9 protein-coding genes and 2 pseudogenes are annotated in these 9,843 nt (G+C 59.1%); 2 read left to right on the top strand and 9 right to left on the bottom strand.

What is annotated here, in order from left to right:
• Positions 1–126: 126 nt before the first annotated feature.
• The 6 genes and pseudogenes from JKL45_RS28550 to JKL45_RS28530 all read right to left on the bottom strand — a co-directional run bounded on the left by JKL45_RS28550 (position 127) and on the right by JKL45_RS28530 (position 5,074).
• A pseudogene (locus JKL45_RS28550) lies at positions 127–434 on the bottom strand (DUF983 domain-containing protein).
• 66 nt (positions 435–500) lie between these two features.
• Positions 501–623, bottom strand: a complete 123-nt coding sequence (locus JKL45_RS30605; protein WP_281401832.1) for a hypothetical protein — start codon at positions 621–623, stop codon at positions 501–503.
• Positions 623–1,630 carry a cytochrome d ubiquinol oxidase subunit II gene (gene cydB / locus JKL45_RS28545; RefSeq protein ID WP_201865163.1) on the bottom strand — a complete coding sequence of 336 codons (1,008 nt, stop codon included), beginning with the start codon at positions 1,628–1,630 and terminating at the stop codon, positions 623–625. The genes JKL45_RS30605 and cydB overlap by 1 nt, the downstream gene beginning before the upstream one ends.
• 3 nt (positions 1,631–1,633) lie before the next feature.
• The gene (locus JKL45_RS28540; protein WP_201865162.1) at positions 1,634–3,055 is read right to left on the bottom strand and encodes a cytochrome ubiquinol oxidase subunit I; all 1,422 of its coding nucleotides are present in this window, start codon (positions 3,053–3,055) and stop codon (positions 1,634–1,636) included.
• A 1-nt stretch (position 3,056) separates the two neighbouring features.
• A complete protein-coding gene (locus JKL45_RS28535) occupies positions 3,057–3,641 on the bottom strand; it encodes a GbsR/MarR family transcriptional regulator (protein ID WP_201865161.1) in 585 nt (194 codons plus the stop codon).
• A 1,154-nt stretch (positions 3,642–4,795) separates the two neighbouring features.
• Complete coding sequence (locus JKL45_RS28530; protein ID WP_201865160.1) at positions 4,796–5,074, bottom strand: DUF6894 family protein; 279 nt, start codon at positions 5,072–5,074, stop codon at positions 4,796–4,798.
• Between the two features lie 305 nt (positions 5,075–5,379).
• Between JKL45_RS28530 and JKL45_RS28525 the strand changes: the two genes are divergently transcribed.
• Both JKL45_RS28525 and JKL45_RS28520 read left to right on the top strand, forming a co-directional pair.
• Positions 5,380–5,580: a hypothetical protein gene (locus tag JKL45_RS28525; RefSeq protein WP_201865159.1), complete on the top strand. Its 201-nt coding sequence runs from the start codon at positions 5,380–5,382 to the stop codon at positions 5,578–5,580.
• A gap of 554 nt (positions 5,581–6,134) precedes the next feature.
• Positions 6,135–6,371: a hypothetical protein gene (locus JKL45_RS28520; protein ID WP_201865158.1), complete on the top strand. Its 237-nt coding sequence runs from the start codon at positions 6,135–6,137 to the stop codon at positions 6,369–6,371.
• A gap of 909 nt (positions 6,372–7,280) precedes the next feature.
• Here JKL45_RS28520 and JKL45_RS28515 read toward each other — a convergent pair.
• The 3 genes and pseudogenes from JKL45_RS28515 to JKL45_RS28505 form a co-directional block, all read right to left on the bottom strand.
• Positions 7,281–7,982 (bottom strand): annotated as a pseudogene (locus JKL45_RS28515) (IS6 family transposase).
• A gap of 101 nt (positions 7,983–8,083) precedes the next feature.
• A complete protein-coding gene (locus tag JKL45_RS28510) occupies positions 8,084–8,650 on the bottom strand; it encodes a TetR/AcrR family transcriptional regulator (RefSeq protein WP_246499081.1) in 567 nt (188 codons plus the stop codon).
• A gap of 928 nt (positions 8,651–9,578) precedes the next feature.
• A partial coding sequence (locus JKL45_RS28505; protein ID WP_210345913.1) for a thioredoxin domain-containing protein occupies positions 9,579–9,843 on the bottom strand: 265 nt, incomplete at its 5' end.

The raw sequence follows: 9,843 nt of genomic DNA, 5'->3' as shown, positions 1-9,843 counted from the left end.
CACCCCACAGGCGAGCTGACCAATGGCCACCTCAAACCGCACCCGAATTTACACTCATTGACGGACGTGACCACACTTGGCTCTGCTGTGGCAGGGATAGCCCACCTCCGCAAGCAGCAATCCACCCTATGACATGGTCTGGTGGTGAATTGCGAGGCGGCCGTCCTCGGCCTTGTGGAAGTACTGGCTTGCGATCAGCAAGGCCTTGAAGGGTCGGGTCGGGGGAATGTAGCTCAGCAGCACGAAAGGCAGCGTCGTGAGCAGATGCACCCACGCGGACGGCTCGTAGGCCAACTCGACCCATACCCCGAAGGCGTTGCAGGAATGGCCATCATTATCAGGACAAAGAAGGCAGGCCCGTCAGCCGGATCGGCAAAGGAGTAGTCGAGGCCACACTTGAGGATGGCATCCTTTGCGCCAACTATCGCGGTCATCTTTGATCCTTCGTTTGTGTGCTTCTGCGCATCGTGATGCCGCACCTTTGGCCGCTGTTCCGATTGTCAGGTCAGCCAGCTCTTGATGACGAGGCCTACGGCTCCCGTCGTGCCGACGCCGGCGGCCCAGAGGCCGACGAACCACAGCCAGCGACGCAGGGCAGAACCCTGTGCAGTATGGTTCTGCATCAGTGATAGCCCTCGTGTCCCGTCTTGCCGCGGAACACCCAGTACGAGTACCCGGTGTAGGCGAGGATGATTGGGATCAGCACGCTCGCACCGACCAGCATGAACTGAAGGCTCACATTCGGCGCCGCGGCCTCGTGGATGGTGACGGCGTTCGGAACCACATAAGGGAACATGCTGACGCCGAGGCCGAGAAGACACAGAGCGAACAGCGCGAGCGTCAGCAGGAAGGGCCAGTACTCCCAGCGACGCACTAGGCTGACCAGCAGCGTTCCCGAGCACAAGCCCACCAGCAGCGGCACCTGGGCGGTGAACAGCACCTGCGGCCAAGCGAACCAACGCTCGTAATATGCGCCGCTCAGGAACGGCGTCGCCGCGCTGACCAGCCCGATGCAGGCAATCAGCCCGAGAGCAAGCTTGCCCGCAAGTCGGAAGCTGTGGTTCTGGACCGCGCCTTCTGTCTTCATCACCAGCCAGGTTGCGCCGAGCAGCGCATAGCCAACCACGAGGCTGATGCCGACCAGCAGGCTGAAGGGCGTGAGCCAGTCCCACCAGCCGCCGGCATAGGAACGTCCCTCGACCGCAATACCTTGGAGCAGGGCACCGAGCGTGATGCCCTGGGCGAGGGCGGCGACGACGGAGCCTGTCGTGAAGGCAAAGTCCCAGTAGCGACGGTGGCCGGGGTCGCGCCAGCGGAACTCGAAGGCCACGCCGCGAAAGATCAGCGCCAGTACCATGGCGATGATCGGTGCGTAGAGAGCCGGCAGGATGATCGCGTAGGCCAGCGGGAAGGCCGCCATTAGGCCGCCGCCCCCCAGCACCAGCCAGGTCTCGTTACCGTCCCAGACCGGGGCGACCGAGTTCATGGCGCTGTCGCGCTCCGGCCCCGGGGCAAAGAACGGGAACAGGATTCCGATGCCGAGATCGAAGCCGTCCATCACCACGTAAGCGAAGACCGCGAAGGCGATGATGAAGGCCCAGAGGGTGGGGAGATCAAAGAGAGCTGGCATAGGTTACACCTCCGCGCCGAGGGTGCGGGCCGGGTTGACAGCAGGGGCCGGGGTGATCCCGGCGGTGCGGATCGGCTCGCGCCCGGCCTCAGGCCCGGTCTCGCCCGGATGCGGGGCCTTGCCCATGAGCTTGAGGATGTAGCCGGTGCCCGCGCCGAACACGATGAAGTAGACAACGATGAAGGTCAGGAGCGATGCGGCCACCGCCGGAGCTTCGAGCGGAGAAGCCGAAACCGCCGTCCTGAGCAGGCCGTAGACGGTGAACGGCTGCCGGCCGACCTCGGTGGTGACCCAGCCGGCGATCACGGCGACAAATCCTGCCGGGCCCATCGACAGCGCGAGCCAGTGCAGCGGGCGCCAGTCGTAGAGCTTGTCGCGCCACCGGGCGAGGAGGCTGAATACCCCGAGGGCCAGCATCGCGAAACCCAGACCGACCATGATGCGGAAGGACCAGAACACCACCGGCACGTAGGGCCAGTTTGCGCGGTCGACCGTATCGAGCCCGCTCAGGGGCGCATTCATGTCATGCTTGAGGATGAGGGATGAAGCCTTCGGGATCGCGATGGCGTTGCGCACTGTGCCGGCCTCTTGGTCGGGGATGCCGAACAGGATCAGGGGTGCGCCGTCCGGGTGGCTCTCAAAGTGCCCTTCCATGGCCATGACCTTGGCGGGTTGGTGCTCAAGCGTGTTGAGGCCATGCATGTCCCCGGCCAGGATCTGGAGTGGGGCCACGACGGCCACCATGCCCATGGCCATGGAGAACATCACCCGGGCGCCCTTGTTGGTGCGCTCGCGCAGCAGATGCCAGGCACCGACGCCACCCACGACCAGCGCGGTTGTGAGATAGGCGGCAAAGACCGTGTGAACGAGGCGATAGGGGAAGGAAGGGTTGAAGATGATCGCCCACCAGTCCTGTGGCACGAACTGCCCGGCTTCGTTGATGCCGTAGCCGACCGGGGTCTGCATCCACGAGTTGGCGGACAGGATCCAGAAGGCCGAGATGAAGGTGCCGACGGCGACCGCAAGGGTGGCGGCGAAGTGCAGCTTTCGGCCAACCCGCCCCATGCCGAACAGCATGATGCCGAGGAACCCTGCCTCCAGGAAGAAGGCGGTCATGACCTCATAGGCCATCAGTGGCCCGATGACCGGCCCGGCCTTGTCGGAGAACACGGCCCAGTTGGTGCCGAACTGGTAGGACATGACGATGCCCGAGACCACGCCCATGGCAAAGACGAGGGCGAAGATCTTGAGCCAGTACTTGAACAGGTTGAGGTAGACCTCGCGCCCGGTCCACAGCCACAGCCCTTCGAGCACGGCGAGATAGCTCGCTAGCCCGATGGAAAACGACGGGAAGATGAAGTGGAAGGAGACCGTGAACGCGAACTGAAAGCGCGCCAGCAGCAGGGCGTCGAACTGATCGAACATATTACTTGTCCTTGGGATCGTCGCGGCGGTTCTTCTTCGAGCCCGGCACGACGAAGAGACGGTCCTTCATCTCTAGGATCTTCTGCACCTTCGAGCCCAGCGTCAGGAGCTGGACGAGGCGCTCGGTGTCGAGCCGCTGCACGTCGGCGTACCAGCCTGTGAGAAGCTCGAAGAGGTCGTGCATCTCGCGCATGCGCTCCTGGGCATGGCGCTCCTCGGCGCTGGCAGGCTCCTGCATGAGCACCTCGCGCAGGAGCGTCATGGTCGGATCGATCTCGCGCTTCTTGCGCTCCTCCACGAGCGTGCGAACGATCAGCCAGATGTCATCGGGAGTACCGAAGTAGTCGCGCCGGTCGCCCGGCCTGTGCTGGAGCCGGACGAGGTTCCAGGCCTGCAACTCCTTAAGACCCATGCTCACGTTGGAGCGGGAGACGCCAAGCCGCTCGACGATGTCCTCGGCGTTCAGCGGCTCCTTCGAGAGGTAGAGCAGGGCGTAGATCTGCCCGACGGTGCGGTTGATGCCCCAGCGGGAGCCCATTTCGCCGAAGTGGAGCACGAAGGTCTGGACGAGGGAAGGGAGGTTCACGGAACGTCCTGTAATTTCAGAATTTTCTGAAATATGTGATCTGCATTGATCCAAGTCAAGAGACACGCCGAAGCCATGCGTTGGGGGCAGGCCGCCGTCGCGACGAACCAACTGCGGTTGGATCTACAGGCGCGCCTCGTCCTGCCGGTCCCCATTAAGCGCAGATGCGGGGCTACCCAGGCCGAATGTGGCGCAGGCTGGCTTGCCACCGGGTGCGGACGAGCATGACTCGGGCAAGGGCATTGCCCATATCCGTGGGACGATGCGCGCTCGTAACGCTATCAGGCGAGGACCCGTAGTGACCCATGTGCCCCTCCTGAATAGTGCGGTTCCGTTAACCTGGCAGATCCACCGTGGGGTCGGTGCTAGGGGCATCGTCAACTTAACGCTATTACTTGCTCTTTCCGGTGTTTCGGCCTGGAACCGACCACGCGTTTTCAATAGCTTAGACCCGCCAAGGAATCCCTGAAATCACCAGAAAGCGGTCTTTACCTGTTTAAGTTGACGATGCCCCTGGTGGGGCTTCTCCTTTAGGCTTTGCAATCCTCTTCCGCCGTACCTCGGTCCGGCCAATGCCCCCACTTGGATCAAGGCCTAGGTCATAAGGATGCTGGTCCTAGTAAGGCTAGGAGGCGCACCTACGCTAGTTTACTCATTCACACAGCCACAGCGGCTCCGATGCTCCCAGATGATCCGTTTCCAATTGAGTGCTGTTCTCAAAGGTTGAGGAACGCAATTGTAGTGCAGTTTCAAGGACGGTGCCCAACGCTTCAAGAAGTGTTCAGCCTCACTGCCAAACAGTGGCTAAAGGTTCCTGGCATGGGACAAACCCTGCTCACGGAGTTGAAGACTATCATGCACGATCAACTACAACAGACGAAGGGTCGGGCCTCAGCGCAAATGACTGATGGTGAGTTGATCGCTCGGCTGGAGCAATTGCAGCGTGATCTGAAACGTCTCCGTCGTGATCTTCTCGATCACATGTGTGACCCTCGGCCAAAAGATGATAGCCCTGACCGTACGGACCTACATTAGATGGGTTCGACGGCTCCGGTGTTCCACCGCACGGACCTAGCCAAAGCATCTGCTAGGCTGAGGCTATTCCTCCTGAGACTTTCCAGCCCCATCAGTTGAGCAATCTGGTGGGGCTTCTTTCATGGTTCGGGCTTGACCTCTGATTGATTAGCTTTCCCTTCCTCCGTGTCCTTGAATGACACGGTCAGAAGAAGTCCACCCGCCTCGTCTATAATCTCGACCACGTAACGACCCTGCTGATCGGGAGACAGGTCACTCCAGTACGGGACCACGTCCATAAAGATGTTCGCCACTCTACGAGCAACGCGCTGAGCAGCATCAAGATCGGGAAGGTCTAGGGTTTCAGGATACCTGGCCCGCTTGCGTTGGTTGTAGAGAAACAGATTGTAGCGCGGCATGATAACCCTAAACTTAGGTTCAAATGCCCTACAGCCAATCTCCATTAGGTATAGTTTCAGACCAACTGACGGATCAGTTCAGGCAAAAAGAAAGCGCCCCTTGGCCTCAAGAGAATGCTCTAAGGTCCGACCCGTATGGGCAAACTTAAGGGTCGGTATTCTTCACCTACACAGCCAAACCTATATTGTCTGTTGGCTATCCGACACTTCTAAGACAATCCCGCTGCGTGCCGCAAAAGACCTCAAGTGAGGCATATTCCAGCCAAGATTGCTGAGGAGCCTAGATGGTCCCTGGAGGGTGTCTCATGACACACATGGACGATCAGCTTGCCAAGCACATCAAAGCAATGATCCAAAAGATTAGGCACAAGCCTACTGAGGACCACGAGGGCGGCTCCGAGCCAGACGCGCTCAAGCGGCTCGTGAGGATACTGAGGAGAAGCCCTGAATGGTCCTATGATCCGGTATCTCTCACCCGCGTCCCTCGGCGGGATGCAGGTTCCTGACAACTTTCTTACTTTGTCTAGCTTTGCTCATGAGATAGGAGGATTTTAGCTCTTCTATCTCCGTCGAATATCGGGCGATTGCCACATTACTGCCAAGGTCTAAGGCCACGGTTCAGTCATTGCAGAAGTAGTCAATTTCAAAGCCATCAACACATTTGATCGGGTCTGCTGGGGCCACTATCTGTCAGTGACAGGTCTTCCAGCATCCAGATAAACCACCGAGCGCCTAACACAGGCGAGGTAACTCCTCAGATGCGTTGATGAGCGCCGCCTAAGAGACAACAATCTTAAAGGTCTCAGGCGGCATGGTTTAGGGGCGTGCTATGGATAGCCTGTCGTTGTTGGTTATTGCCATCGGGTCTGTGCTTGTGGCTCTCGTGGCGTATCTTGGGGTGATTGATCACATCCGCCCTGTTTCAGAGGTAAGACCGAGCGGGATCTATCCGCGCAGGATGCCCAAGCGGAATTTCTGATTTAAGACCTAAGGCAGTTCAGGCGCGAACTTCGCAGAATTGTCATTTTGACAGGCGGGGAACTAGCGATGATCATGCCTCATGAATGCGACAGACCTGCAAGCCAAATTAGCCACCTTAGCGCTAGGAGAAACATTGCTGCTTTCGACGATCGAGGTCGAGCGGGCTTTTCTCTATGAGCGGACTTCCGAGAACCGCCGCGCCGTCGCGACTGCACTGGCCGCGTTGTATCGATGCCGCCTTGCGTTCTGCAGGCCGAGCGACAGCCAAGCCCTCTTCACGCGGGGCGATCATTTAGAGCTGCGCGATTTCGCATAATTGTCGGTTTGGAACGCGGTCTGGCGTATTCGGGAAGTGTTCCCGCGTGCTTATGGAAGCCTGTCGCGGCTATTGCGTAAAATCGGCTGCGAAATGGGCACCGGCGCACTCGTGAATACTGACGATAACTTTCCGCCGAGCGCAAATTCGCCACGACAACCGCGCTAATGAGGCCGATTGCCAAGCCTTGCACCCTAGGCGACCTGCTGCATCGTCACTCCCTCTAGACCTGCTGCCCCCGGCCTCCGGCGTGGGATCCTTTTTGTTATGTCAGCATTATCGGATCAGCGGACGACCAAGATGCAGATCTCTTGGGATGACGTTGATCGTACACGAAGACCGGGCTTCCACTTCGTTGCAAGGCTCGGACTAGATATCTTTGTCACGGAGGGTGCCATTGCGAGATGGGAGGCCGATCCGCAGTGTCATCACCAAGTGACATATATCTCGACAGGTCTGGGAAAGATTTACAGCCTCGGGCGTTGTGAGCCATTCCAGTAAGATCGACGATATGGGCAAAGGAAAGGCCTCCTCACCCGCAACGGCCAAGGGGCGAAGAGGCCTGTATCTCAAGAGGTTTCCAAGCATCAGAAGGATGACTTCCTTCACGACCTCAACTCATCCGGCCCAGCCTTGTTTCAGCTCGGCGCAAGAAAAAAGCCCCTGACGCGAGAATGCCTAAAGGGGCTTGAAGTTGGGCGAAGGCAAGGGTTACGAGGCCTTCGATAATAATAACGGATCAGGATCAAGGTTTATTCCATCGGCTCTCCGGGCCGGCATTTCAGGAGAGTTGGTCTTCCAGAACATCCCTAGCCAGCCCCATCCTCTGATAAATCCCGCAAACTCAAGTAATTAAGGGTGATGTTACGGTAACCTGAAGAGGCCGCAAGAAGGCTTGCATGACTGGTTTCACGCGAGTACGCCCGCCGACGCTTCCCATGCCGCCATAGCCTGGAGACGGTGAAGGTGAGTGGCGAGGGCAGACGGGTGCGAGCGGGGCGGAACGAACAAGTTCCTGACGGTAGAAAAGACCGAGGTGAACCGCTGCAGACCTCCTGCAGACCAGAAGCCCTGCATTAAGGCTCTCCCACTTTCGCAGCGGGATATGCGAACTCTCAGCTCTGTTGTTGAGGCCCTTGTGAGACCGGTGCTCAACACCTGGCATGACTTTGCGCCTGGCAGCTGCGTACGAGGGCAGCTTGTCGGTGATGATGCGCTTGGGCACCAAGCCTTGCTTCTTCATCAGCCGGGTCAGCAGGCGCTTGGCCGCCTTGGTGTTGCGGCGGCTCTGAACGATCTCGTCGAGCACGTATCCATCCTGGTCGACAGCCCGCCAGAGCCAGTGCTTCTTACCAGCGACGCTGATGACCACTTCATCCAGATGCCAGACGTCATGAGGACTTGGCTGCTTGCGGCGGAGGCGCCGGGCATCAGCCGGTCCGAACTTCCTGCCCCACCGGCGGATGGTTTCGTATGACACAACGATGCCGCGCCCGAGCAACATCTCCTCGACAAACCGCAGGCTCAGAGGAAACCGGAAGTACAACCAACAGCATGGGCGATGATCTGAGGCGGGAAACGATGGCGCTTGTAGCTGACGGGGTTGGTCATGCCGCATCTGTTAGGCCACAAGCTGCTGACCGAAAGTTACCGTGACATCACCTCTACCCCATCAGATCTTGCGCTGGCCCCAGTTGTGTCGCGCATGGGTTCTATTCGGCGACTCCGTTACGTAACAGCCGGTTGACTGCCTGGACGATCCGCTCGTGCTCATCCTCCGAGAAGGGGCTGAGGTCGTGCATTTCCAGGCTATTCAGACCCTCAATGGCCAGCCAGCCCACCAGCGCCGCGTCCAGATCGTCCGACGTGACCTTCAGGTTCTCCAGGGTGGCCTTGATGACCTCGCGCACAGGTTTGAGCAGGTGCGGGTTCTCGGCCGACGCGGCCAGCAAACCACTGGCGACCTCCCTCATTCTGCCTCTGCGTAGCTTGAGCAGCGCTGCCGTGCACAGGCGCGCTTCCAGGTTGCGCCCGGGCTCAGCTTGAACTCGGAGCGTCTCCCGCTCCGCCGCGACCTCGTCGACAAGGCGCTGGACCATGGCCTGAAGCAGCGCTTCCTTGGTGTGAAAGTTGTAGAGCAGACCGCCCTTGCTGAGACCAGCCCTTTCGGCGACGGTTTCCAGTGTCAGCCGCCCCGAACCGATTTCGCTCACAAGCTCCGCAGCCGCGTCGAGAATTTTCTCGCGAGAGCTCTTCCGACCTCGAACAGGTCTCAACATTTCCCACTCTTGCCCTGAAGCGTTCAGTCAAAAGCCATTGGCCATATCGGCACCTACCCTTCCGGCGTCAAGAAGAGGGCATCACTGCACTGCTGAGGGTCTCCTTCTATGAGACCTCCAGGCCGGCGCAGTAGGTCAACGTCCGCTCCTGCTCTGTCGGCTCAACCAGACTGTCGCCTGATCATCGTCCCCGGCAGAGCTCTTGCGCTACCCACGATTCATGCATGAGGATGCTCGGCCGTCATTGCCCATCCAAGTCCAACGAAGCACCGCTCGCCTGTCCAGACTGGATCCACAATCATCGCAGTACCGCCGACCACCTATGGGCCAGGCTCAAGGACATGGAGTGGCGAGCCGTTGCCACTCTCTCCGAGAAGTCCGCCACATGGTTCATAGGCGTTCTGGCGGAGTTGAGCGCGCTGGCGCGTTGCGTTCGGGCGACTTCACCCGACAGTGTCCTTGCCGAAATCGCTGATGCAAAGATTGGGAGGATCATCGCACTTTGTGGTGACGCCAACATATGACATGAGGGGCTTCGTGATGAGAGAAGTAAGGCGGCCCGCATTCAGTCCGAATGAGAGAGCCTGATCTTAACTACGGCGATCAGGGATGACGTAAGTTCAAGAGAAGACCTGCGGATCCGAAACGGGGGAACTCCTCTGGCCGGCCGCATTGTCTTGATGCTTGTTCTCCGCAGAATGCAGGAAAATCAGTGCTCGTCTTAACGTGCGCAGGCCAGCGGCAGGCCGCTACTGCGTTGGTCCTTTGTCGACGGGGCAGCCGCTATCCAATCGGCCGGGTACCCTACGGCACAACAGTACACGCGGGTGTAGCCCCATTTCAGCGCTTCCGCCAAAGCATACGTCAAAAGGACGCAATACTTGCCGTAGCGGTAGAAAAACCACCCCACGTCCCGGCTGGCAACTTGCTATCCTTCATCCATGGCGAGGCTGTCCTCAAGGCGCATTACGACTAACTTCCTCAGCAGCCTGTCAATTTCTTCGATCTGGATCAAAATTTTTCGACCGCAGGCCGGATGTCGAGTTCCAGGGTCCAGACAGGGATGTGTCGCAAGAATTTGTTTCAGAGTTTCAGCTATAGCCACCTCGGCGTCAGGGAAGAGGGCGGCATGTTCAAGGGCAGGCATTTTGATCGCTCGGTGATCCTGCTCTGCGTGCGGTGGTATCTCGCCT

It is taken from the genome of Microvirga soli, from assembly GCF_016734765.1.
Taxonomy (GTDB): domain Bacteria; phylum Pseudomonadota; class Alphaproteobacteria; order Rhizobiales; family Beijerinckiaceae; genus Microvirga; species Microvirga soli.
This window is presented reverse-complemented; position numbering and strand designations above follow the sequence as displayed.

What these genes read in the sequence shown, in the direction of transcription:
- JKL45_RS30605 (WP_281401832.1), bottom strand. Translation starts at nt 623, where the DNA reads ATGCAGAACCATACTGCACAGGGTTCTGCCCTGCGTCGCTGGCTGTGG.
- cydB (WP_201865163.1), bottom strand. Translation starts at nt 1,630, where the DNA reads ATGCCAGCTCTCTTTGATCTCCCCACCCTCTGGGCCTTCATCATCGCC.
- JKL45_RS28540 (WP_201865162.1), bottom strand. Translation starts at nt 3,055, where the DNA reads ATGTTCGATCAGTTCGACGCCCTGCTGCTGGCGCGCTTTCAGTTCGCG.
- JKL45_RS28530 (WP_201865160.1), bottom strand. Translation starts at nt 5,074, where the DNA reads ATGCCGCGCTACAATCTGTTTCTCTACAACCAACGCAAGCGGGCCAGG.
- JKL45_RS28525 (WP_201865159.1), top strand. Translation starts at nt 5,380, where the DNA reads ATGACACACATGGACGATCAGCTTGCCAAGCACATCAAAGCAATGATC.
- JKL45_RS28520 (WP_201865158.1), top strand. Translation starts at nt 6,135, where the DNA reads ATGAATGCGACAGACCTGCAAGCCAAATTAGCCACCTTAGCGCTAGGA.
- JKL45_RS28510 (WP_246499081.1), bottom strand. Translation starts at nt 8,650, where the DNA reads ATGTTGAGACCTGTTCGAGGTCGGAAGAGCTCTCGCGAGAAAATTCTC.